This is a genomic window from Mesorhizobium terrae (assembly GCF_008727715.1).
Classification (GTDB): Bacteria; Pseudomonadota; Alphaproteobacteria; order Rhizobiales; family Rhizobiaceae; genus Mesorhizobium; species Mesorhizobium terrae.
Genome location: NZ_CP044218.1, coordinates 2,987,962 through 3,009,859, shown reverse-complemented (window position 1 = coordinate 3,009,859; position 21,898 = coordinate 2,987,962). Strand labels below are relative to the sequence as shown.

Below are 21,898 nucleotides of genomic sequence, written 5' to 3'. Positions count from 1 at the left end.
CGAAGCCAGTTCAAGAGACAAACCTGGAACGAACGAGACAAGGGAGGAGAACCCCATGGCCGAATTTAAGAGCGACATCGAGATAGCGCGCGGCGCGAAGAAGCAGGCGATCCAGGCGATCGGTGCCAAGATCGGCATACCGTCTGAGCATTTGCTGCCCTATGGCCACGACAAGGCGAAGGTGTCGGCCGAGTTCATCAAGTCGGTCAAAGGCAACAAGGACGGCAAGCTGATCCTGGTCACCGCCATCAACCCGACACCGGCCGGCGAAGGCAAGACGACGACGACGGTGGGGCTCGGCGATGGCCTGAACCGCATCGGCAAGAAGGCGGTGGTGTGCATCCGCGAGGCCTCGCTCGGTCCGAACTTCGGCGTCAAGGGCGGCGCCGCCGGCGGCGGTTATGCCCAGGTCGTGCCGATGGAAGACATGAACCTGCACTTCACCGGCGACTTCCACGCCATCACCACCGCCCACAACCTTCTGTCGGCGCTGATCGACAACCACATCTACTGGGGCAACGAGCTCGGCATCGACATCCGCCGCGTCGCCTGGCGCCGTGTCATGGACATGAACGACCGCGCGCTGCGCCAGATCATCGTCTCGCTCGGCGGTGTCGCCAACGGTTTCCCGCGCGAGGCCGGCTTCGACATCACCGTCGCCTCCGAAGTCATGGCGATCCTGTGCCTTTCCACCGACTTGAAGGATCTCGAAAAGCGCCTCGGCGACATCATCGTCGCCTATCGCCGCGACAAGACCCCGGTCTATGCCCGTGACCTGAAGGCCGACGGCGCCATGGCGGTACTGCTGAAGGATGCCATCCAGCCGAACCTGGTGCAGACGCTGGAGAACAATCCGGCCTTCGTCCATGGCGGCCCGTTCGCCAACATCGCCCATGGCTGCAATTCGGTGGTCGCCACCACCACGGCGCTCAAGCTTGCCGATTATGTCGTCACCGAGGCCGGTTTCGGTGCTGATCTCGGCGCCGAAAAGTTCTTCGACATCAAATGCCGCAAGGCGGGCTTGAAGCCGGCTGCCGCCGTCATCGTCGCCACCGTGCGCGCCATGAAGATGAATGGCGGGGTGAAGAAGGAAGACCTCGGTGCCGAGAACGTCGAGGCAGTGAAGAAGGGCTGCGCCAATCTCGGCCGCCACATCGAGAACGTGCGCCAGTTCGGCGTGCCGGCGGTCGTCGCCATCAACCACTTCCATTCCGACACCGATGCCGAGATCCAGGCGATGAAGGACTATGTCGCCAAGATGGGCGAGGAGGCGATCCTGTGCCAGCATTGGGCCAAGGGCTCGGCCGGCATCGAGGAGCTGGCCCACAAGGTGGTCAGCCTCGCCGAAAGCGGTGCCTCGCAGTTCTCGCCGCTCTATCCCGACGACATGCCGCTGTTCGAGAAGGTCAACACCATCGTCAAGCGCATCTATCGCGGCGACGAGGCGATCGCCGACAAGTCGATCCGCGACCAGCTGCACCAGTGGGAACAGGCCGGCTACGGCCACCTGCCGGTGTGCATGGCCAAGACGCAATATTCCTTCTCGACCGACCCGAACCTGCGCGGCGCGCCGACCGGCCACACCGTGCCGGTGCGCGAGGTGCGGCTTGCCGCCGGCGCCGGCTTCGTCGTCATCATCTGCGGCGAGGTCATGACCATGCCCGGCCTGCCCTCCAAGCCATCGTCGGAGAAGATCTTCCTCAACGACCAGGGCCAGATCGAGGGACTGTTCTAGGCGCAAAGGGCAATCGGCAGTCGGCAGTCGGAACATCAGTTCACCCGACTGCCGACTGCCTACTCCCGACTGCCCTGTTCAACCCGCCGCAAAACAGATGACGCCCCCCGGAAAAGTCTCGCTCTACGAAGCCGTCGGCAAGGATGATGGCTTGAGCCGGCTCGTGCGGGCTTTCTACGACATCATCGAGCAGGCCCCGGAAGCGCAGGAGTTGCACCTTTTGCATCGCCGAGGCCACGGCATCGCGCATTCCCGCATCGAACAGTTCGATTATCTTTCAGGCTTTCTCGGCGGTCCCCAGCACTATGTGCAAAGGCACGGCCATTCGCGGCTGCGCGCGATTCACGACCATGTTCCGATCGGTCCGGAGATGCGTGACCTGTGGCTGAAATGCATGATTAAAGCCGTGGCGGTGGCCGGCATCACCGACCCGACCGCCAGCCTGCTGATGCAGCATTTGACGCGGGCAGCCGAAATCGCCCGCAATCAGGACTAGCTACCCGGAAATCGCGGCCCGCGCCTGCTCTTCCAGCCAGACCACCATCTTGCGATAGGGCACCGGGCCGTGGCTGACGCGGGCGACGCCGAGCTCCGCCAGCTTCTGGCGCGGCGGCACATGCGCCAGCGCGATGATGTTGACCGGCAGTGCAACGGCCTTGCACAATTTCTCGATCAGCGCCGGATCGCCCAGTCCCGGTGCGAAGAAGCCATGCGCACCAGCCTTCTCATAGGCAGCCGCGCGGGCGATTGCCTGCTCGACCAGCGCCTCGCTGTGTTCTTCCGGCTTTGCTTTCAGGAAAATGTCGGTGCGAGCATTGATGAAGGCCGGGACACCGCTCGCCTTGACCGCATCGGCCGCCGCCCTGACGCGCTCGACCTGGGTAGCGATCTCATAAAGACCGCCGCCGCCCACGATCTGATCCTCGAAATTGAAGCCGACCGCTCCGGCCTCGATCGCTTGCCTCACCGTACTCGCAACCGTCGCCGGAGCCGGACCGTAGCCGCCTTCCAGATCCATCGTCGCCGGCAATTCCACCGAGGCGGTGATGCGGCGGAAATTATCCAACGCCAGCGCCAGCGGAATCTTCTCGCCATCGGCGAAGCCGAAGGCCGCAGCCACTGGCCAGCTGCCGGTCGCCAGCGCTTTCGCGCCAGCCTTGACGACCGCCTGGGCGCTGCCGGGGTCCCAGACGTTGAAAAGCACCACCGGGTCGCCCTTGACATGAAGGGCGTGGAAAGCGCGCGCGCGTTCGATCTGATCGCTCATGGAATTGCCTTATGCCGGGATAACAGACCGGGCGAACCTATCGCGCACCCGGCCGTCACGCCATGGCACAGATCGGCGTGGCGACGCGTCCAACCGACCGGACAGGATCCCGGCGGGTCACCCGTGCCCGTCCGATATGAAGGCGAGCGTTCAGGCCAAGGGCGTACGCGAGGCTTCGATGCCATATTCGGCGGCCGCATCGGCCAGCGTATGCCAGAGGCTGTCGGCGAAGCTGGTGAAGACGAGCAGATTGTAGATCGGACTACCGCCCGGCGCATCGGGTCCGCGCCAGAGATTGACGCCGGTATGGTCGATCGAGGTCGCCGCGGCAGCTCCAACCGGGAAGACCGTCTCATGCAGGTCGATCGACGACACTTTGACCAGCGCATCGCGCGCCTTGTTGCCCGAGATCTGGATCAGGCAGCGCCCGCCCGATTGATCGCTCAGCGATGCCGCATCGCCAAAGACAGCCGCAAGCGGCAAGACCGCATTCTGCAGTCCGTTGCCGATACGCACAACGAGGAACTGGTCTGGACCGGACCAGATCAGTGTCGCGCCCTTGCCGGCAATCGCGGCCGGACGATCGGGCGCCGCCACCCCCCATTCCTTCTTGGCGGCCTTGGCCAAGTCGGCGGCACGACCGCGCCTTGCCATCACCTGCACCAGACTGAAGTCGCTGATCTCGGTCATCGCCACACCGGCCTGGCCTGCGGCCAGACCCAACCGGCCCGGCGACAAAGCCTTGCGCAACGGCGACTGTGCTTGCCAGGAAAACTCAGCCACGTTGACGCCCTCCTTCAGGATCGTAGAAGACCGGACTGGTGATCTCGACTTCCATGTCCTCGCCTCTCAGCGGATCATAGGCCCGCATGATCTCGCCAAGACGCTCGCGGCCGCGCTCGACCAGCGCCAGCGCGATCCAGTGACCCGACATCGGCGAATAGCAGACCGAGGTGAGATAGCCCTGGTCGGTATCGGGGCCGGGAACCGCACCCTTGGGGACGACATGTGCGCCGGAGCGCAGCCTGTTCGCCTTGTCGACCGGCTTGATGCCGACCACCACCTGCCGGTCGGATGCAATCAACGCCTCGCGCCCGGCCATGGCACGGCCGATATAGTCCTTCTTCTTTGACGCCATCTTGCCGAGGCCGAGATCGTCCGCCGTCGTCGTGCCGCTGAGTTCCGGCCCGGCGACATGGCCCTTCTCGATGCGCATGACGCCGAGCGCCTCGGTGCCGTAAGGGGTGACGCCGAATTCGGCGCCTGCCAACATCAGGTTCCGCGCCATGGCCTCGCCGTAACGCGCCGGCACGCCGATCTCGAAGGCCATCTCGCCGGAGAAGGAGATGCGGTAGAGCCTGGCCCGCATGCCGCCGCGCAGCGACACCTCTCGCACGCCCATGAACGGGAACCCTTCGTTGGAAAGGTCTTCCGAAGGGTCGCACAGCTTCTTCAAGAGATCGCGCGTGTTCGGCCCGGCAATCGAGAACTGCGCCCACTGGTCGGTCACCGAGGTGAGCTGCACGTCGAGTTCAGGCCACAGCACCTGCCGGCAGAATTCCAGATGTTGCATCACCAGTCCGGCCTTGGCCGTGGTGGTGGTGAGGAAATAGTGATCCTCGGCCAGCCGCGACGTGGTGCCATCGTCATAGACCAGCCCGTCCTCGCGCAGCATCAGCCCGTAGCGGGCCTTGCCGACAGCAAGATTGGAGAAGGTGTTGATGTAGACGCGGTCGAGGAATTTACCCGCGTCGGGGCCATGCACGTCGACCTTGCCAAGCGTCGAGACATCGCAGAAGCCGACGCCGTTGCGCACCGCCTTGACCTCGCGCGTCACCGATTCCAGCCAGTCCTTCTCGCCGGCGATCGGATACCACTGCGCGCGTTTCCAAAGTCCGGTGTCGACGAACACCGCGCCGCGTTCCGCCGCCCAGTGATGCGACGGCGTCAGCCGCCAGGCGTGGAAATTCTCGTCGCGATGATGGCCGGCCAGCGCGCCGATCGCCACCGGTGCATAGGGCGGACGATAGATGGTGGTACCGGTGTCGGCGATATTGCGCCCGGTCGCCTCGGCCATCAGAGCAAGGCCGTTGACGTTGGAAAGCTTGCCCTGGTCGGTCGCCATGCCAAGCGTGGTGTAGCGCTTCAGGTGCTCGACGCTTTCAAAACCTTCGCGCTGGGCAAGCTTGATGTCCGATGCGGTCACGTCGTGCTGGAAGTCGACGAAGGCCTTGCCGCCTTCGACATGCCAGAGCGGCGCAATCGCGTAGCCTTCGTCGCCGCCGGCCGGGGTCGCGCCGGTTTTGCCCTTGGCGCCGTATGCCTCGGCTGCGGTCGTCCCTGCCTCATGTCCGGCACGCAGGCAGGCGGCCAGCGAGAAATCGCCATTGGCGGCGCCCACCATGACCATGCCGGGCGGACATTGGCCGGGTACGAAAGCGGCGATATCGTCGCGCCATACCGGTCTGCCGCGATGGAACGAGGACAATGCGACATTCGGGTTCCACCCGCCCGACATCGCCAGGCAGTCAGCCTCGATCTGCTGCGTGCGTCCGTTCGTATCGCGCACCACGATGCTGCGCACGCCATCGACACCGCCATGGACCTCGCTCACCACGCCGGCGAGCAGCCTGGTATCGGGCTCCCGCTGTGCCTTGGAACCATCGCCGCGGCTGTCGATCACCGCCGTGACGATGCCACCGGCGCGCCGTACGGCCTCCGCAGTACGCCAGCCGTCGTCATTGTTGGTGAACAGCGCGACCCGGCGGCCCGGCATCGCCGCAAAACGATTGATGTAGCTGCGCACGGCGGACGCCATCATCACGCCCGGCCTGTCGTTGCCGGGGAAAACGATCGGCCGCTCGATCGCGCCGGCGGCGACCACGGCCCGCTTGGCAACGATGCGCCATAGCCGCTGGCGTGGCTGATATGCCGGCGGTGTCGCGACATGATCGTTGACACGCTCCAGCGCACCATAAGTGCCGCCGTCATAGACGCCGAACACAGCCGTGCGGGCCATAATGCGGACATTGGCGAGGCTCTCGATCTCGCGCAGCGCGCCGGCCAGCCAGTCCGATGCCGGCTTGCCGTCGATCTCGCCGCCGTCCGAAAGCAGGCGACCGCCAAGACGATTGTCCTCTTCGGCCAGGATGACGCGCGCCCCCGTGCGCCCGGCGGCCAGTGCCGCGGCAAGCCCGGCCGGGCCGCTGCCCACCACCAGCACGTCGCAATGCGCCCAGGCCTTTTCATAGTGGTCGGGATCGGCCTCTATGGAAGCCTTGCCGAGACCGGCTGCGCGGCGGATGGCAGGCTCGTAGAGCTTTTCCCAGAACTTCGCCGGCCACATGAAGGTCTTGTAGTAGAAACCGGCGACGAAGATCGGCGACAACAGCGAATTCACGGCCATGACATCATGGCGCAGCGACGGCCAGCGGTTCTGGCTTTCGGCAATAAGCCCGTCATAGAGCTCGGTCGTCGTGGCACGCGTATTGGCTTCGCGACGGGCGCCGCTACGCAGTTCCACCAGCGCGTTCGGCTCTTCGGCGCCGGCGGTGAGGATGCCGCGCGGCCGGTGATATTTGAACGAACGCGCGACCAGCTTGACGCCATTCGCAACCAGCGCGGAAGCCAGCGTATCGCCGGCAAAGCCGGCCATGATCTTGCCGTCGAAACTGAAGGAGAGCGGCTTGGCGCGGTCAACCAGCCCGCCGGCGGCGAGGCGGTGCGACTGCGTGGCGCTCGCAACCGAGCCCGTCTGGCCGGAAGCGTCGACCCGTTGCAGCCGATCGGTTTGCACGGCGTCAGCCATCAGCGGCCTCCTGTCCCGGCGCCCGCGCCAATTGCGGCGCGCACGGCCGTGATGTCATGGGTCGTCGTGCTGCGGGTGACGGTCAGCCACGAGCGGCAACCGCCACCGTGGTACCAGTGCTCGGTCATGTCGCCGGCAACGTTGTCGCGCAGATAGACATAGTCGAAGAACAAATCCTGCGCGTCAGGCTGTTCGCCCCCGTCGGCGGCGAAAGCCGACGGCCGCTTCGGTGCCGCGTCGCCAAGATAGGTGAACTCGCCGAGTTCGCGTTCGCCGCAGAATGGGCATGCAATGCGCATGACGCCTTACTCGCTTTCAATGCAGATTGGGTTGGGCGCCCTGGCCCTTCTCGTCGATCATCGCGCCACGCCGGAACCGGTCGAGCCGGAAGCGCTTCGCCTCCTCATGCGGCTCGTCGCGGGCAAGCAGATGGGCAAAGACCAGCCCGGAGGCGGGCGTCGCCTTGAAGCCGCCATAACACCAGCCGGCGTTGAGGTAGAGCCCGTCGATGGGTGTCCTGTCGATGATCGGCGTGCCGTCCATCGACATGTCCATGATGCCGCCCCATTGGCGCAAGAGCCGTACGCGGCCGATCATCGGCATCAAAGCCATGCCGCCTTCGCAGACGTCCTCCATGACAGGCATGTTGCCGCGCTGGGCATAGGAATTGTAGCCGTCGAGATCGCCACCGAAGACAAGCCCGCCCTTGTCGGACTGGCTGACATAGAAATGGCCGGCGCCGAAGGTGATGACGCCGGGGATGAGCGGCTTGATCGCTTCCGATACGAAGGCCTGCAGCACATGGCTTTCGATCGGCAGGCGCATGCCCGCCATCGCCGCGACGCGCGAGGTGCTGCCCGCCACCGCCATGCCGACCTTGCCGGCGCCGATCGTGCCGCGCGAAGTTTCGACGCCGGTGATTTTTCCGTTCTGGTCGCGCGTGAAACCGGTCACTTCGCAATTCTGGATGATGTCGACACCGAAGGAATCGGCGGCGCGCGCATAACCCCACACGACAGCATCATGGCGGGCCGTGCCGGCACGTGGTTGCCACAACCCACCCATCACCGGGAAACGGGCATTGTTATAGTTCAGGAACGGCAGCACTTTTCGGATCTGTTCCGCGTCGAGCAGCTCGGCATCGATGCCATTGATGCGCATGACGTTGCCGCGTCGGGCAAAGGCGTCGCGCTGCGCATCCGAATGGTAGAGGTTGATGATGCCGCGCTGGCTCACCATGGTGTTGTAGTTGAGGTCCTGCTCCTGCCTCTCCCACAACTTCATCGACAGTTCGTAGAAGCCGGTATTGCCAGGCAGCATGTAGTTGGAGCGGATGATGGTGGTGTTGCGGCCGGCATTGCCGGAGCCGATCCAGCCCTTTTCAAGCACCGCGACATTGCGGATGCCGTATTCCCTGGCGAGGTAATAGGCGGTGGCCAGTCCATGACCGCCGCCGCCGATGATCACCACGTCATAGTGTTTTTTCGGCTGGGGATCGCGCCAGGCGCGCGTCCAGCCCTTGTGGCCTGAAAGCGCCGCCTTGGCGAGCGAGAAGATCGAGTACCGCATTTCAGTCTGTTCTGGCTTCTGTTGGTACGACTACACGTCGAGCGTATGGTCGCGCTCCCATTGAGTGAAGTGCGAAGCGTAGGAATTCCACTCCTGCTGCTTGAGGCGCAGGAACGCAGCGGAGAACTCCTCGCCCATCGCCGCCTTCAGCGATGCGTCCTTGTCGTATTCGCGCAGCGCATCGAGCAGGTTGAGCGGCAGCTTGGCGCCATGGGTGACGGTGTGGCCGTCCTTGTACATGTCGATGTCGCTGCGTGGGCCGGGATCGGCCTTGCTCCGCATGCCGTCGAGGCCGGCGGCGATGATCACCGCCTGCATCAGATACGGATTGGCCGCGCCATCCGGCAGCCGAAGCTCGAAGCGGCCAGGGCCAGGCACGCGCACCATGTGGGTGCGGTTGTTGCCGGTCCAGGTCACGGTGTTGGGAGCCCAGGTGGCACCGGAGACGGTGCGCGGCGCGTTGATGCGCTTGTAGGAATTGACCGTCGGGTTGCAGATGGCGGCAAGTGCGGAGGCATGTTTCATGATGCCGCCGAGGAAAAAGCGGCCCTGTTCGGAGAGACCGAGTTCCATGCTCTTGTCGGCGAAGGCATTGGTCTTGCCGCCGAGGTCCCAGACCGAGATATGCGCATGACAGCCGTTGCCGGTGAGCCCCTGGAAGGGCTTCGGCATGAAGGTCGCACGCAGGCCGTGCTTTTCGGCGATCGATTTCACCATGAACTTGAAGAAGGAGTGCTTGTCGGCTGTCGCCAACACATCGTCGAAGGCCCAGTTCATCTCGAACTGACCGTTCGCATCCTCGTGGTCGTTCTGGTAGGGCTCCCAGCCGAGCGACAGCATGGCATCGCAGATTTCGGCGATGACATCATAGCGGCGCATCACCGCCTGCTGATCGTAGCAGGACTTGGCGGCGGTATCGTATTCGTCCGAAATCTGCTTGCCGTCCGGCGTCGTCAGGAAGAACTCGGGTTCAACACCGGTCTTGACGCGGATGCCGAATTCGGCGGCTTCCGAGACCAGTCGCTTCAGCGTGTTGCGCGGCGCCTGGGCGACGCTCTTGCCTTCCATCAGGCAGTCGGACGCCAGCCAGGCGACTTCCGGCTTCCACGGCAGTTGGATCACCGAGGACGGATCCGGCACCGCCAGCATGTCCGGATGCGCCGGCGTCAGGTCCAGCCATGTGGCAAAGCCGGCAAAGCCGGCTCCGTCCTTCTGCATGTCCGAAATCGCCTGTGCCGGCACCAGCTTTGCGCGCTGGCCGCCGAACAGGTCGGTGTAGGAGATCATGAAATATTTGACGTTGTGCGCCCGAGCGAAATCCTTCAGCTCTGCGGTAACTGCCGTGCTGGCCTCGAAATTGGTTCCCATTGTTTTCCCCTGGGTTGTTCTTCTTGTTGTTTTGATTGATCGAAGAAGTTGCCTAGAAGCTGCCCTTTCCCGGTATCCAGCCGGTGCCGGCAAGCGGCACGCCGGCCATGGCAGCGGATTCAATGGTGAGCGCGCAGAGATCCTCCGGCTCGAGATTGTGAACGTGATTTTTGCCGCAGGCTCGCGCGATCGTCTGTGCCTCCAGCGTCATCACTTTCAGGTAATTCGCCAAACGCCGGCCGGCCGCGATCGGGTCGACCCGCTTCATCAGTTCCGGATCCTGCGTGGTGATGCCGGCCGGGTCCTTGCCTTCGTGCCAGTCGTCATAGGCACCGGCGGTGGTGCCGAGCTTCTGGTATTCGTCCTCCCAGCGAGGATCGTTGTCGCCCAGCGCAACAAGTGCGGCCGTGCCGATCGAAACCGCGTCGGCACCCAGCGCCAGCGCCTTGGCGACATCGGCGCCATTGCGAATGCCGCCGGAAACGATGAGCTGGACCTTGCGATGCATGCCGAGATCCTGCAGCGCCTTCACCGCCGGACGAATGCAGGCAAGCGTCGGCTGGCCGACATGTTCGATGAACACTTCCTGCGTCGCCGCCGTGCCGCCCTGCATGCCGTCGAGAACGACGACATCGGCGCCCGCCTTCACCGCCAGCGCGGTGTCATAATAAGGCCGCGCGCCGCCGACCTTCACATAGATCGGCTTCTCCCAGTCGGTGATTTCGCGGATTTCAAGGATCTTGATCTCGAGATCGTCCGGGCCGGTCCAATCGGGATGACGGCAGGCCGAGCGCTGGTCGATGCCCTTGGGCAGCGTGCGCATTTCGGCGACGCGGTCTGAAATCTTCTGGCCGAGCAACATGCCGCCGCCGCCGGGCTTGGCTCCCTGGCCAACCACGATCTCGATGGCGTCGGCCCGGCGCAGGTCGCGCGGGTTCATGCCGTAGCGCGATGGCAGGTATTGATAGACCAGCGTCTTGGAATGACCGCGCTCCTCCTCGGTCATGCCGCCGTCGCCGGTGGTCGTCGAGGTGCCGGCGATGGTGGCGCCGCGCCCGAGCGCTTCCTTGGCCGGACCGGACAGCGAACCGAAGCTCATGCCGGCGATAGTAATCGGGATTTTCAGCTCGATCGGCTTCCTGGCATGGCGTGCGCCGAGGACGACACTGGTGTCGCAGCGTTCGCGGTAGCCCTCAAGCGGATAACGCGAGATCGAGGCGCCGAGAAACAAGAGGTCGTCGAAATGCGGCAGCTTGCGCTTGGCGCCGGAACCACGGATGTCGTAGATGCCCGTCGCCGCCGCGCGGCGGATTTCCGACATCGTGTATTCGTCGAACGTGGCCGACCTGCGGGGCGTCGTCGGAGGATTGTGATAGGTCATTTATGCGGTCCCCTCAGTACGCGTCGGCGTTGTCGATATTGAAATTGTAGAGCGTGCGCGCCGATCCGTAGCGTGTGAATTCTTCCGGCTTGACGTCGGCGATGCCGGCACGGTCGAGCAGCTCCTTGAGCTTGGCGATGTGCTCGGCGCGCATTTCCTTCTTGATGCAATCGGCGCCCAGGCTCTTCACCTTGCCGCGCACGAACAGCCGCGCCTCGTAGATGGAATCTCCCAGCGCATCGCCGGCATCGCCGAGCACGACGAGATTGCCGGACTGCGCCATGAAGGCCGACATGTGGCCGACATTGCCGTGCACGACGATGTCGATGCCTTTCATCGAAATGCCGCAACGCGACGAGGCATTGCCTTCGATGACCAGCAGGCCGCCACGGCCGGTCGCGCCGGCATACTGGCTGGCGTCGCCTTTCACGATGATCTGGCCCGACATCATGTTTTCACCAACGCCCGGCCCTGCCGAACCATGAACGGTGATGCTGGCCTTGTCGTTCATGCCGCCGCAATAATAGCCGACGCTACCGCGCACCTCGACATTGATCGGTTGGTCGACGCCGGCGGCCACCGCATGATTGCCCTTCGGATTGACCACTTCCCAACTCGGCTCGTCGGCCGCGTCGGTCACCTGGTGCAGAGCGAGGTTGAGCTCGCGCAGCGGCGTCGCATCGAGATCGAAGACACGCGGCGCATAATTGACTTCGCGCTGAGGCGCCTTGGCGAGGTTTGTCACGGACATCGGCTCAGTGCTCCCAGAAATAGACGGTTGACGGCTCGGGCTCCCAGACCTTGGCATCCTCGATGCCGGGCAGCTTGGTCAGCGCGCGATATTCGGAGCCGAAGGCGACGTAGCGATCGGTCTCGGCCAGCACCGCCGGCTTGCAGGCGATCGGATCGCGCACCACGCCGAAGCCGTTCTTGGTGCCGACGACGAAGGTGAAAAAGCCGTCGAGATCGTTGACGCTGCTTTCCAGCGCCTGACCGAGGTTCTGACCGTGCGCGATCTTCGACGACAGGTAGGCGGCCGCCACTTCGGTGTCGTTCTCGGTTTCGAACTTCATGCCCTCGCGGATCAGTTCGCGGCGCAGATTGTTATGGTTCGACAGCGAGCCATTGTGCACCAGGCACTCGTCGGGGCCGGTCGAGAAGGGATGCGCGCCGAGCGTGGTGACGGCGGATTCGGTCGCCATGCGCGTATGGCCGATACCATGGGAGCCGGTCATCTTGGCGACATCGAAGCGCTTCACCACGTCAACCGGCAGGCCGACTTCCTTGTAGATCTCGATCGCTTCGCCGGCGCCCATGATGCGCACGCCCGGACGAAGTTCGGCGATCGCTTCGCGCGCCGCTTCGACCTTGGCGACCGGTACGTCGATCACCGCATGGGTCGACTTCACCAGGAGCTTCACCTTGATGCCGATCTTCTTGCCAAGGTCCGCCTCGAGACCCGCGAAATCAGCTTCGGGAGCCGGCGACTGGATTGTGATCTTGGCCTTGCCCTTGGTCGCCGCGCCATACACCGCGATGCCGGCGCTGTCCGGGCCACGGTCGGTCAACATCACCAGCATTTCGGACAGCATGGCGCCGAGCTGCGGCTCCAATGTCTTGTCCTTGAGGAACAGTCCCACGATTCCGCACACGACATCACCTCCAATGGCAGCAGTCTGATGACGAAACGCTAGCAGCTTTGATTTGCCAATTCAACTGCTGTGAATGTTTTTTTCCCTACAGAAAACTCTCATACTGGATGCACGGCACGACCGGCGCTTCCACGGCCGGGGTATAAAAAAGTTGCCTGGCAGTAATATTTCTTGCACAAAGATATTGCCCTGCCGGCGAATTTCGAGTCAATATGCTTCCTACGAAAGCGCAAGCCGATAAGAAAAAGAACGGCTGCGTTTCGATGGTACCCTTGAGGAGAAGGACCCAAAATGACAGCTTCCTGGCGTTTCTCGACATTGGCCGACCGTCACAGGGCCTTGGGCTCCAAGCTCGAAGACTGGAGCGGCATGGGCACGGCCTGGTCCTACGACAAGGATGCGGATGAAGAATACACCGCCATCCGCACCAAAGCCGGCCTTATGGATGTGTCCGGCCTGAAGAAGGTCCACATCACCGGCCCGCACGCCTCGCATCTCATCGATCTTTGCACGACGCGCGACGTCGAGAAGATCTATCCGGGCAAGTCCGTCTATGCCTGCATGCTCAACGAGGCCGGAAAATTCACCGACGACTGCGTCATCTACCGCATCAGCACCAATTCCTGGATGGTCGTGCACGGTTCGGGAACCGGCCACGAGGAACTGACCCGAGCCTCCATCGGACGCGATGTTTCGGTTCGCTTCGACGACAATCTTCACGACCTGTCGCTGCAAGGCCCGACCGCCGTCGACTATCTGGCCAAGCATGTGCCCGGCATTCGCGACCTCAACTACTTCCACCACATGCAGACCCAGTTGTTCGGCCTGCCGGTGATGATTTCGCGCACCGGCTACACCGGCGAGCGCGGCTACGAGATTTTCTGCCGTGGTCAGGATGCTGGGACGATCTGGGACCGCATCCTCGCCGAAGGCAAGGCGGACGGCATCATTCCCTGCCGCTTCACCACGCTCGACATGCTGCGCGTCGAGAGCTACCTGCTCTTTTACCCCTACGACAATTCGCAGAAATACCCCTTCGAGAACGAAGGCCCCGGCGACACGCTGTGGGAGCTCGGCCTCGATTTCACCGTCAGCCCGGGCAAGACCGGCTTCCGCGGCGCCGAGGAGCACTATCGCCTGAAGGGCAAGGAGCGCTTCAAGATTTTCGGCGTCCTGCTCGACGGCACCAAGCCGGCGGATGAAGGCGCTCCGATCTATCGCAACGGCAAGAAGGTCGGCGTCGTCACCTGCGCCATGTATTCGCCGCTGGTGAAGAAATCGATGGGCATTGCCCGGCTCGACGTTGACTGCGCCGTGGTCGGCACCGAGCTCGAAATCCGCAACGCGTCCGGATCGGTGAAGGCGACCGCCCAGGCCTTGCCATTCGACGATCCGAAAAAGCTGAAGCGCACGGCGAAAGGCTGATACGTTGGACGGGATGCCGGCAAAGACGATCCTAAGTCGCCCGGTCTATGGAACCCTGTCGCCCCAGACCGGCAAGAACCATCTCCTCGTCGCGGACGCCGAAGGCGCGTCCGCGATCCTCGATCTGGCGAAGAAGGCCCCCGAAGGTTTCTTCGCCAGTGCCCACATCATCTACGTTCCGGGCAGGACCGGGCAGCAGTTCCAGCCCGCGCTTCGCGCGTTGAACGCCGCCCAATTCTACGAGGGGCCGTCCATCGCCGCTGCACTGCCTCGGCTCAAGCAGACGCTCGCCAATGCGCATATGGGGCTGCGGCTCTATCTTGCCGGCACCGAAGGCCTGATCGGCCAGGCCATGCAGGCGGCGCTGGAAACCGGCATCGACCATTCCTCGATCCAGACCGAGCATCGCGGCTCCTGGGCGCGCCGTGTGCAATGCGTGCACTGCAAGGGCATCACCGAGAACGTCACCACGCAGCCGGTTACCTGCGCGCATTGCGGCCTCCTGCTTCTGGTGCGCGATCACTATTCGCGCCGCCTCGCCGCCTTCCAGGGCGTCTGCATCAATGCCGAGGATCCGAGCGAGATCCCTCAGAAAGAGGAGATTTTCCGGTGAGCGCGGGAACCACGAAATTGAACGTCACCGTAACCGACGTGGTCGCGGTCAACGAACTGGTCAAGCGTTTCCATTTCGAGCGCACCGATGGCGGCGACCTGCCAACCTTTTCCGGCGGTGCCCATGTCGTGGTGGAAATGCGCGACGGCGACAAATCGCGGCTGAACCCCTATTCGCTGATGAGTTCGCCGCTCAACACGCGCGACTACACCATCTCGGTGCGGCGTGACGATTCCGGTCGCGGCGGCTCGCTGTTCATGCACGGCCAGGTCAAGCGCGGCATGGAGATGGTGATCTCCTATCCCGTCAACCTGTTCTCGCTCGATCTGCGCGCGAAAAAGCACGTGCTGCTGGCCGGCGGCATCGGCATCACGCCGTTCATGGCGCAGACCGCGCAGCTTGCCGGTGAAGGCGGCAATTTCGAGCTCCATTACACCTGCCGCACGCCGGCGCTCGCCACCTACGCCGACACTTTGCGCGAACGCTATGGCAAGCGCATCAACATCTATTACGACGACGCCAACGAGCGCCTGCCGCTCGAACGCCTTTTGACCGCGCAGCCGCTCGGTACCCATCTTTATGTCTGCGGCCCCGCCGGCATGATCCGCTGGGTCCGCGAAACGGCGGCCGCGCATGGCTGGCCGGACGAGACCGTGCACTACGAGCACTTTGCCGCCCCGCAGCCGGGCTTGCCCTTCGACGTCACGCTCGCGCTCAGCAGGAAGCAGATACGCGTCGGCGGAGAGCAGAGCCTGCTCGAGGCGATGGAAGCCGCCGGTATCGACCCGCCCTATCTGTGCCGCGGCGGCGTCTGCGGCCAGTGCGAGACCAATGTCGTCTCCCATGACGGCACTTTTAAACACAACGACCACTGGCTGACCGAGGCCGAACACTGCTCGGGCAGGAAGATCATGCCTTGCGTCTCGCGCTTCGAGGGCAAGTCCCTCGTGCTTGAGCGCTAGCGGAACCACAGGGAGGAACCTATGGGCATCAATTTCAGGCAAGAGACGTTCCGCGACGATTTCACTTTCAGGAACAGCCCGGAATTCATCCGGCGGTTTCCCTTCCCCTTCCACGAAGACGCCTACATGTACGCGGTCAACATCGAGCCGCATGTGCAGGGCCCGAAGGACAGCGTTTTTGAAAACCTGATCGATGTCGACGAACACTACGTCGCCGAGATGCGGGACCGCGCCATGGTGCTGGCCGAGGACCCGTTGCGCTGCCAATCGCTGCCGCACATGACGCTGGCCGGCTGGGACCTGCTCGAACTTTTGATGACCGAACAGGCCAAGGGTTATCCCGAGCATTTCTCGCTGACGCGCGAGGGTGACCGCTGGCGCTGGATCAACCGGCCGCTCGGCATCGACGACACCTTCACCTTCGGCGACCTCTCCACCCTGCCCTATGGGCCGATGGAATACATCACCCGCCAGAGCCAGGGCGATTTCTGCATTCTCGACCAGCGCGACGGCAATCTTTGGATGGATGCCGGCATGGTCACCACGCAAGCCGACTGGTCGCTCGATTTCGACATCGGCATGAACTTCTTCGAATGGCATGCACCGGTGCCGCTGGCGCATGAAAAAGGCATCTTCACCCGTGCGCTGAAATTCCTCACCAACATCCAGCAAGGCAAGCCGGCGCGGCGGCTGAACTGGACGATGACCATCAATCCGCGCCTCGACACCAGCCCGGAGAACTACCACAAATGGGGCACCGACCGAACGACGGTCACCCCTGAAAACGTCGGTGACAAGGTGCATCTGCGGGTCGAACTGCAGAGCTTCTGGCGCCTGCCGCGCTCCAACGCCCTGGTCTTCCCGATCCGCTGCTATCTCATCAAGATGGACGAGCTGGTAACCCAGCCGAAATGGGCGCGTCGCTTCCACCGCGTGCTGCGCGACCTGCCGCAGCAACTGGTCGACTACAAGGGCCTCACCCGTTATCGGCCGACGGTCATCGAATGGCTGTCGAAATATGATGACGGCGCCCCGACCTCGCCCGGCTTCGGCCCGGACTAGACTTCACCTGTCGGGGCGGAGAACGAGGAGCCGGACCCGCGCTAGTCCTGGTTGGAGCCCTGTCCGTAGGAAATGATCGACAGGTAGCGGATCGGAAGTTTCGTCAGTTCGTCGGGGCCGTGCGGCGCATCGGCGTCGAAGAACAGGCTGTCGCCCGGCAGCATCCGGAACAGGTTGTTGCCGTGGCGATAAACCACTTCACCTTCCAGCATATAGAGGAATTCCATGCCGTCATGCTGGAAGGCCGGGAAGACATCGGAATCTTCCGTCAGCGTGATGAGATAGGGTTCGACCGTCACCCCCGCTGTATTCGAACTGATATAACCGAGCAGGTTGTATTGATGACCGGCGCGGGTGCCGCGGCGTTCGACGTCGACGCCTTCGCCGGCCTTCACGAACACGGCATTGCGCTCTTCCTCGAAACGCCGGAAGAAGGAACTCAACGGCACGCCGAGTGCGCGCGACAACGCCTGCAAAGTCGTCAGCGACGGCGACGTGATGCCGTTCTCGATCTTCGACAGCATGCCGAGTGAAATATTGGTGGTTGCGGCAAGATCGGCGACAGTTATGCCGAGCTTTTTGCGGAAAGCCCGCACCTCGTGACCGATGGCGACTTCCAGAACCTTCTCGCGCGTATCGCGAACCGCATGCGGATCCTGATGCAGCGGAGCCGACTTGGGCTGAACGGAAGCTTTTGCCTTCTTGGAAGCCTTGGTGACGTCACCGCCGCCCTTACCATCCTTGACGGACTTGTCCATTATATACCCCCGCAACTTCGCTGTTCACCATAGGTAAACATATTCACCCTTTGGTTCAAGACCAAAGGATAAGTGCGACGAAGTGCAAGGGGCTTGGGAAAAACCAACCCTCTCGGACCAAAAAGATCAGCTAAGCTTTTTGCGCGATCGACCTCCCTTGACCGGACGCGTGCTCAAACAACGCGATCGGGAACAGTCCCGCCGGCGAAGAAAGCGGTGATGTTATCCACCACCTTCATGCCCATGGCGACACGGGTTTCTTCCGTGGCGCTGCCCAGATGCGGCAACAATACGGTGTTTTCCAGCCGGATCAGCCGCTCCGGAACCTGGGGTTCTTGCGCAAACACGTCGAGCCCGGCGCCGGCGATCGCATGACGCTCCAGCGCATCGGCAAGCGCGTTTTCATCCACCACGTCGCCGCGCGCCGTGTTGATGAGGAACGCGCTTTTTTTCATGCGCGCCAGCCGATCCGCATTGATCAGGCTGCGGTTCTCCGCACCGCCCGGGCAATGCAGCGAGACGAAGTCGGCCTGCTCGAGCACATCCTCGATCGACAGCAGTTGCACCGCGCCCAGCGCCCGCGTCTCCTCGTCATCGACACGCGAGCGGTTGAAGAAGATCACCTTCATGCCGAACCCAAAATGCGCGCGGCGGGCCATTGCCTTGCCGATCCGCCCCATGCCGATGATGCCGATCGTCTTGCCGGTCACCTTGGCGCCGATCATGTGGGTCGGGCACCAGCCCTTCCATTCGCCGGCGCGAAGCTGGCGTTCGCCCTCGCCGGTGCGGCGGGCAACGGATAACAAAAGGCTCATCGCGATATCGGCTGTGCAGTCGGTCAACACACCCGGCGTGTTGGTCACGACGATGCCACGCCGTTTCGCCGCCTCGACGTCGATATGGCTGAAGCCGACGCCGAAATTGCCGATGATCCTGGTGCGCGGCTGCTCCTCGGGGAAAACCTCCGCCGGCAGTCTGTCGCTGACGGTCGGCAGCACGGCGTCGAAATTCAGCAGCGCCGCCTTGAGCTGGGTCGCCGTGAACGGAATGTCGCCCGCATTGAGCGTGGTGTCGAAGCGCTCGGCGAGCACCTGTTCGACAGCGGCCGGCCACTTCCGGGTCACGATCACGCGTGGCTTCATCGATTGCTCCTCCAGGACACGGTATCGGGGCAGTGCCGTGGGCCGGCGCCGCCCCGATTGGATATTGCGTCAACCTGTTTAAGCGGCTTTGCGCTGCTCTGCCAGCACGCCGGCCACGGTCGGCCCGAAGGAAGCCGGCGTTGCCACGATGGTGACACCGGCGTCACGCAGGATTTCCACCTTCTCCTGCGCGGATTCGCCGAAGGCCGAGATGATGGCGCCGGCGTGGCCCATGCGTTTTCCCTTCGGTGCCGACAGGCCGGCGATGTAGGCGATCAGCGGCTTCTTCATGTTGGTCTTGGCCCATTCGGCGGCTTCCGCCTCCTGCGGCCCGCCGATTTCGCCGATCATCACCACCGCGTCCGTCTCATCGTCCTTCTCGAACAGTTCGAGAATGTCCTTGAACGACGAGCCGTTGATCGGATCGCCGCCGATGCCGACGCTGGTCGACACGCCGATGCCGAGCGCCTTCATCTGCGAGGCGGCTTCGTAGCCCAGCGTACCGGAGCGACCGACGATGCCGACGCGGCCCGGCAGATAGATGGAACCGGGCATGATCCCCATCAGCGCCTGTCCGGGCGTGATGACGCCGGCGCAGTTCGGGCCGATCAGCGTCATGCGGTCCTCGCGGCGGTAGCGCAGCATGTAGCGCTTCACCCGCATCATGTCCTGCGAGGGGATGCCGTCGGTAATGCAGACGCAAAGCTTGATGCCGGCATCGGCCGCTTCCATGATCGAGTCGGCCGCGAAGGGCGGCGGCACGAAGACGATGCTGGCCTCCGCGCCGGTCTCGCGCACCGCACCCTTGACCGTGTTGAAAACCGGAATGCCCTGTTGCGACTGGCCACCCTTGCCGGGCGTGACGCCGCCGACGACATTGGTGCCGTAGCGTTTCATGTCCTCGGCGTGGAAGGAGCCGATCTTGCCGGTCAGGCCCTGGACGATGACTTTCGTATTGCGATTGAGCAGAACTGACATCTGGTCCTCCCTCAGCTGGCTTTCTTGAGCGTCGACTGGCGCATCGCGGCGACCGCCTTTTCAGCGGCTTCCGCAAGCGTTTCGGCCACGATGATGGTTTGGCCCGAAGCGCTGAGAATACGGCGGCCTTCCTCGACATTGGTGCCGGCAAGCCGCACCACCAGAGGCACATTGACCCCCACTTCTGTCATGGCCTTGAGCACGCCCTCGGCCACCCAGTCGCAGCGGTTGATGCCGGCGAAGATGTTGACGAGAATGGCCTCGACATTCTTGTCGGCGAGCACCGCGCGGAACGCCTTGGCCACCCGCTCCGGCGAAGCGCCGCCGCCGATATCGAGGAAGTTCGCGGGCTCGCCGCCGGCGATCTTGATCATGTCCATCGTCGCCATCGCCAGCCCGGCGCCATTGATGATGCAGCCGATATTGCCGTCGAGGCCGACATAGGAGAGACCGCGGTCGCTGGCGAAGGTTTCGCGCGGGTCTTCCTGCGATTTGTCGCGCAGTTCCGAAATCTCCGGCCGGCGGAACAGCGCGTTCTCGTCGAACGACATCTTGGCATCCAGCGCCATCAGATTGCCTTCGCGGGTCACCGCGAGCGGATTGATCTCCAGCATCGAGGCGTCATAGTCGCGAAACACCTGGTAGCAGCCCATGATGGTGTCGGTCGCCTTGCCGATCAGGCTGTTTTCCAGCCCCAGCCCGAAGGCGATCTCGCGCGCCTGGAACTGCTGCATGCCGACACCCGGGTCGACGGTGGCGCGGATGATGGAATCCGGCTGCCGCTCGGCGATCTCCTCGATCTCCATGCCACCGGAGGCCGACGCCACGATCATCACGCGCTCGGCCTTCCGGTCGAGCACGAAGCCGAGATAGATCTCCTGGCGGATATCGACGGTTTCCTCGATGTAGAGACGCGACACCAATTTGCCGCGCGGCCCGGTCTGATGCGTCACCAGCTTGCGGCCGAGCATGGTTTCGGCGGCATCGGACACTTCCTTGTCGGACTTGCAGATGCGGATGCCGCCGGCCTTGCCGCGCGCGCCGGAATGGATCTGCGCCTTCACCACCCATTTGTCGCCGCCGATCTCGCGGGTGCGGTAGGCGGCTTGTTCGGGACTGTAGGCCAGCCCGCCACGCGGAATGTGGACGGAGTGGCGCGAAAGCAGTTCCTTGGCCTGATATTCGTGAATGTCCATGTCGAACTCCCTCTTAGTTCGGCAGCGCCTGGCGCGAACGCGCCGACTGCTCGATTGCTTCGTGCGTCACCAGCACATTGCGGGCCATGCGTTCGGAGGCGGCATCGATCATCTTGCCGTCGAGCGCGGCCGCACCCTTGCCCTGTTCTTCCGCCTCCTTCAGCACTTCGATGATGCGGCGGGCGCGAGTGACTTCCTTCTCCGGCGGCGAGAACACCGCATTGGCGAGTTCGATCTGCGAAGGATGGATGGCCCATTTGCCCTCGATGCCCAGCGCCGCCGCCCGGCGGGCGGCCGCGATGTAGCCGTCCGGATCGGAGAAATCGCCGAACGGACCGTCGATGGCGCGAAGACCGTAGGCCCGGCAGGCGACCGTCATGCGCGACAGCGCAAAATGCCATTGGTCGCCGGGATAGTCGGGATTGAGACCGCCGATATTGACCGTGCGCGCCTTGCAGCTCGCCGCATAGTCGGCGACACCGAAATGCAGCGCCTCCAGCCGGCTTCCGAAGGCGGCGATCGCCTCGACATTGGCCATGCCGAGTGCCGTCTCGATCAGGGCTTCGAGGCCGACGCGTGTCTTGTAGCCCTTGGCCATCTCGATCTGGTTGACCATCGCCTCGACCATGTAGAGATCGGCCGGCACACCGACCTTCGGCACCAGGATCGTATCCAGCCGGTCGCCGGCCTGTTCCATGATGTCGACGACGTCGCGATACATGTAGTGGGTGTCGAGGCCGTTGATGCGCACCGACACGGTCTTGCCCTTGGCGCGCCAATCGATGTCGTTCAGCGCCTCGATGATGTTCTTGCGCGCGCGCTCCTTGTCGGGCGGCGCCACGGCATCCTCGATATCGAGGAAGATGAAGTCGGCGGCGCTCGACGCCGCCTTCGTGATCATGTCCGGATTGGAACCCGGGACCGCAAGCTCGGAGCGCTGCAGCCGCAGCTTGCGCAGATGGTTGATGGTGTGGCTCATGCC

Annotated in this window: 20 protein-coding genes; 6 read left to right on the top strand and 14 right to left on the bottom strand. The window is 63.5% G+C overall.

The window, feature by feature from the left end; all coding sequences use genetic code 11:
* The first annotated feature begins 55 nt into the window (after window positions 1-55).
* On the top strand, window positions 56-1,735 hold the full coding sequence (locus FZF13_RS15845) for a formate--tetrahydrofolate ligase (RefSeq protein WP_024925715.1): 1,680 nt from the start codon (window positions 56-58) through the stop codon (window positions 1,733-1,735).
* A 97-nt stretch (window positions 1,736-1,832) separates the two neighbouring features.
* Complete coding sequence (locus FZF13_RS15840) at window positions 1,833-2,231, top strand: group II truncated hemoglobin (protein ID WP_024925716.1); 399 nt, start codon at window positions 1,833-1,835, stop codon at window positions 2,229-2,231.
* Here FZF13_RS15840 and FZF13_RS15835 read toward each other — a convergent pair whose 3' ends face one another.
* The 9 genes from FZF13_RS15835 to FZF13_RS15795 all read right to left on the bottom strand — a co-directional run bounded on the left by FZF13_RS15835 (window position 2,232) and on the right by FZF13_RS15795 (window position 12,780).
* Window positions 2,232-3,002 (bottom strand): isocitrate lyase/PEP mutase family protein, encoded by a 771-nt coding sequence (locus FZF13_RS15835; protein WP_024925717.1) that lies wholly within the window; start codon window positions 3,000-3,002, stop codon window positions 2,232-2,234.
* Between the two features lie 150 nt (window positions 3,003-3,152).
* Window positions 3,153-3,785 carry a sarcosine oxidase subunit gamma gene (locus tag FZF13_RS15830; RefSeq protein WP_024925718.1) on the bottom strand — a complete coding sequence of 211 codons (633 nt, stop codon included), beginning with the start codon at window positions 3,783-3,785 and terminating at the stop codon, window positions 3,153-3,155.
* Complete coding sequence (locus FZF13_RS15825; RefSeq protein ID WP_024925719.1) at window positions 3,778-6,810, bottom strand: sarcosine oxidase subunit alpha; 3,033 nt, start codon at window positions 6,808-6,810, stop codon at window positions 3,778-3,780. Before FZF13_RS15825 ends, FZF13_RS15830 begins: the two co-directional genes overlap by 8 nt.
* The gene (locus FZF13_RS15820; RefSeq protein ID WP_024925720.1) at window positions 6,810-7,109 is read right to left on the bottom strand and encodes a sarcosine oxidase subunit delta; all 300 of its coding nucleotides are present in this window, start codon (window positions 7,107-7,109) and stop codon (window positions 6,810-6,812) included. The genes FZF13_RS15825 and FZF13_RS15820 overlap by 1 nt, the downstream gene beginning before the upstream one ends.
* A 16-nt stretch (window positions 7,110-7,125) precedes the next feature.
* Entirely contained in the window at window positions 7,126-8,379 is a 1,254-nt protein-coding gene (locus FZF13_RS15815; protein ID WP_024925721.1) for a sarcosine oxidase subunit beta family protein, read from the bottom strand.
* Window positions 8,380-8,409: 30 nt separating this feature from the next.
* Window positions 8,410-9,666: a type III glutamate--ammonia ligase gene (gene glnT / locus FZF13_RS15810; protein ID WP_244431145.1), complete on the bottom strand. Its 1,257-nt coding sequence runs from the start codon at window positions 9,664-9,666 to the stop codon at window positions 8,410-8,412.
* Window positions 9,667-9,799: 133 nt separating this feature from the next.
* On the bottom strand, window positions 9,800-11,128 hold the full coding sequence (locus FZF13_RS15805; protein ID WP_024925723.1) for an FMN-binding glutamate synthase family protein: 1,329 nt from the start codon (window positions 11,126-11,128) through the stop codon (window positions 9,800-9,802).
* Between the two features lie 13 nt (window positions 11,129-11,141).
* Window positions 11,142-11,879, bottom strand: a complete 738-nt coding sequence (locus FZF13_RS15800) for a GltB/FmdC/FwdC-like GXGXG domain-containing protein (RefSeq protein WP_024925724.1) — start codon at window positions 11,877-11,879, stop codon at window positions 11,142-11,144.
* Between the two features lie 4 nt (window positions 11,880-11,883).
* Window positions 11,884-12,780, bottom strand: a complete 897-nt coding sequence (locus FZF13_RS15795; protein ID WP_024925725.1) for a class II glutamine amidotransferase — start codon at window positions 12,778-12,780, stop codon at window positions 11,884-11,886.
* Between the two features lie 291 nt (window positions 12,781-13,071).
* Here FZF13_RS15795 and FZF13_RS15790 point away from each other — a divergent pair, with 291 nt between their 5' ends.
* The 4 genes from FZF13_RS15790 to FZF13_RS15775 are packed head-to-tail and all read left to right on the top strand — an operon-like array spanning window position 13,072 to window position 16,842.
* Complete coding sequence (locus FZF13_RS15790) at window positions 13,072-14,205, top strand: aminomethyl transferase family protein (protein WP_024925726.1); 1,134 nt, start codon at window positions 13,072-13,074, stop codon at window positions 14,203-14,205.
* A 13-nt stretch (window positions 14,206-14,218) separates the two neighbouring features.
* A complete protein-coding gene (locus FZF13_RS15785; protein WP_024925727.1) occupies window positions 14,219-14,818 on the top strand; it encodes a dimethylamine monooxygenase subunit DmmA family protein in 600 nt (199 codons plus the stop codon).
* The gene (locus tag FZF13_RS15780; protein ID WP_024925728.1) at window positions 14,815-15,780 is read left to right on the top strand and encodes a PDR/VanB family oxidoreductase; all 966 of its coding nucleotides are present in this window, start codon (window positions 14,815-14,817) and stop codon (window positions 15,778-15,780) included. The genes FZF13_RS15785 and FZF13_RS15780 overlap by 4 nt, the downstream gene beginning before the upstream one ends.
* A gap of 21 nt (window positions 15,781-15,801) precedes the next feature.
* Window positions 15,802-16,842 carry a heme-dependent oxidative N-demethylase family protein gene (locus tag FZF13_RS15775; RefSeq protein WP_024925729.1) on the top strand — a complete coding sequence of 347 codons (1,041 nt, stop codon included), beginning with the start codon at window positions 15,802-15,804 and terminating at the stop codon, window positions 16,840-16,842.
* Window positions 16,843-16,883: 41 nt separating this feature from the next.
* Here FZF13_RS15775 and FZF13_RS15770 read toward each other — a convergent pair whose 3' ends face one another.
* From FZF13_RS15770 to FZF13_RS15750, 5 genes are all read right to left on the bottom strand, one after another.
* Window positions 16,884-17,600 (bottom strand): helix-turn-helix domain-containing protein, encoded by a 717-nt coding sequence (locus FZF13_RS15770; RefSeq protein WP_024925730.1) that lies wholly within the window; start codon window positions 17,598-17,600, stop codon window positions 16,884-16,886.
* Window positions 17,601-17,773: 173 nt separating this feature from the next.
* A complete protein-coding gene (locus tag FZF13_RS15765; RefSeq protein ID WP_024925731.1) occupies window positions 17,774-18,742 on the bottom strand; it encodes a 2-hydroxyacid dehydrogenase in 969 nt (322 codons plus the stop codon).
* A gap of 78 nt (window positions 18,743-18,820) precedes the next feature.
* Window positions 18,821-19,720, bottom strand: coding sequence for a succinate--CoA ligase subunit alpha (sucD, locus tag FZF13_RS15760; RefSeq protein WP_024925732.1), 900 nt, complete (start codon window positions 19,718-19,720; stop codon window positions 18,821-18,823).
* 11 nt (window positions 19,721-19,731) lie between these two features.
* Window positions 19,732-20,916 carry a malate--CoA ligase subunit beta gene (locus tag FZF13_RS15755; protein ID WP_024925733.1) on the bottom strand — a complete coding sequence of 395 codons (1,185 nt, stop codon included), beginning with the start codon at window positions 20,914-20,916 and terminating at the stop codon, window positions 19,732-19,734.
* Between the two features lie 13 nt (window positions 20,917-20,929).
* Window positions 20,930-21,895: an HpcH/HpaI aldolase/citrate lyase family protein gene (locus tag FZF13_RS15750; protein WP_024925734.1), complete on the bottom strand. Its 966-nt coding sequence runs from the start codon at window positions 21,893-21,895 to the stop codon at window positions 20,930-20,932.
* Between the last annotated feature and the right edge of the window lie 3 nt (window positions 21,896-21,898).

Bases quoted from the DNA above. Each gene is read 5' to 3' on its own strand.
- FZF13_RS15765 (WP_024925731.1), bottom strand. From the start codon at position 18,742: ATGAAGCCACGCGTGATCGTGACCCGGAAGTGGCCGGCCGCTGTCGAA.
- FZF13_RS15815 (WP_024925721.1), bottom strand. From the start codon at position 8,379: ATGCGGTACTCGATCTTCTCGCTCGCCAAGGCGGCGCTTTCAGGCCAC.
- FZF13_RS15820 (WP_024925720.1), bottom strand. From the start codon at position 7,109: ATGCGCATTGCATGCCCATTCTGCGGCGAACGCGAACTCGGCGAGTTC.
- FZF13_RS15755 (WP_024925733.1), bottom strand. From the start codon at position 20,916: ATGGACATTCACGAATATCAGGCCAAGGAACTGCTTTCGCGCCACTCC.
- FZF13_RS15845 (WP_024925715.1), top strand. From the start codon at position 56: ATGGCCGAATTTAAGAGCGACATCGAGATAGCGCGCGGCGCGAAGAAG.
- FZF13_RS15840 (WP_024925716.1), top strand. From the start codon at position 1,833: ATGACGCCCCCCGGAAAAGTCTCGCTCTACGAAGCCGTCGGCAAGGAT.
- FZF13_RS15805 (WP_024925723.1), bottom strand. From the start codon at position 11,128: ATGACCTATCACAATCCTCCGACGACGCCCCGCAGGTCGGCCACGTTC.
- FZF13_RS15785 (WP_024925727.1), top strand. From the start codon at position 14,219: ATGCCGGCAAAGACGATCCTAAGTCGCCCGGTCTATGGAACCCTGTCG.
- FZF13_RS15825 (WP_024925719.1), bottom strand. From the start codon at position 6,810: ATGGCTGACGCCGTGCAAACCGATCGGCTGCAACGGGTCGACGCTTCC.
- FZF13_RS15750 (WP_024925734.1), bottom strand. From the start codon at position 21,895: ATGAGCCACACCATCAACCATCTGCGCAAGCTGCGGCTGCAGCGCTCC.
- FZF13_RS15775 (WP_024925729.1), top strand. From the start codon at position 15,802: ATGGGCATCAATTTCAGGCAAGAGACGTTCCGCGACGATTTCACTTTC.
- glnT (WP_244431145.1), bottom strand. From the start codon at position 9,666: ATGATCTCCTACACCGACCTGTTCGGCGGCCAGCGCGCAAAGCTGGTG.
- FZF13_RS15790 (WP_024925726.1), top strand. From the start codon at position 13,072: ATGACAGCTTCCTGGCGTTTCTCGACATTGGCCGACCGTCACAGGGCC.
- FZF13_RS15770 (WP_024925730.1), bottom strand. From the start codon at position 17,600: ATGGACAAGTCCGTCAAGGATGGTAAGGGCGGCGGTGACGTCACCAAG.
- FZF13_RS15835 (WP_024925717.1), bottom strand. From the start codon at position 3,002: ATGAGCGATCAGATCGAACGCGCGCGCGCTTTCCACGCCCTTCATGTC.
- FZF13_RS15800 (WP_024925724.1), bottom strand. From the start codon at position 11,879: ATGTCCGTGACAAACCTCGCCAAGGCGCCTCAGCGCGAAGTCAATTAT.
- sucD (WP_024925732.1), bottom strand. From the start codon at position 19,720: ATGTCAGTTCTGCTCAATCGCAATACGAAAGTCATCGTCCAGGGCCTG.